Here is a 289-nt window from a genome sequence, read left to right on the forward strand (position 1 = left end):
TCTTGCTCTCGTGCACGAACTCGATCGGGTCCTCGATGGTCAGGATGTGGCCGTACTCGTTCTCGTTGAGGTGGTTGACCATGCCGGCCAGCGTCGTGCTCTTGCCCGAGCCGGTCGACCCCGTCACCAGCACCAGGCCGCGCGGTTTCAGCGCCAGTTCGGCGAACACCTTGGGCGCCACCAGCTGTTCCAGCGACAGGATCTTGCTCGGAATCGTCCGGAAAACGGCGCCGGCGCCGCGGTTCTGGTTGAACGCATTGACGCGAAAGCGCGCCAGGCCCTGGATCTC

General features: G+C 64.7%; 1 protein-coding gene. It reads right to left on the reverse strand.

The features are described 5' to 3' along the window. On the reverse strand, positions 1–289 hold a 289-nt coding region (locus tag ACG04Q_RS25620; protein WP_394514711.1), incomplete at both ends, for an ATPase, T2SS/T4P/T4SS family.

Origin of the sequence: Pelomonas lactea (genome assembly GCF_043555885.1) — a bacterium.
Classification (GTDB): Bacteria; Pseudomonadota; Gammaproteobacteria; order Burkholderiales; family Burkholderiaceae_C; genus Pelomonas; species Pelomonas lactea.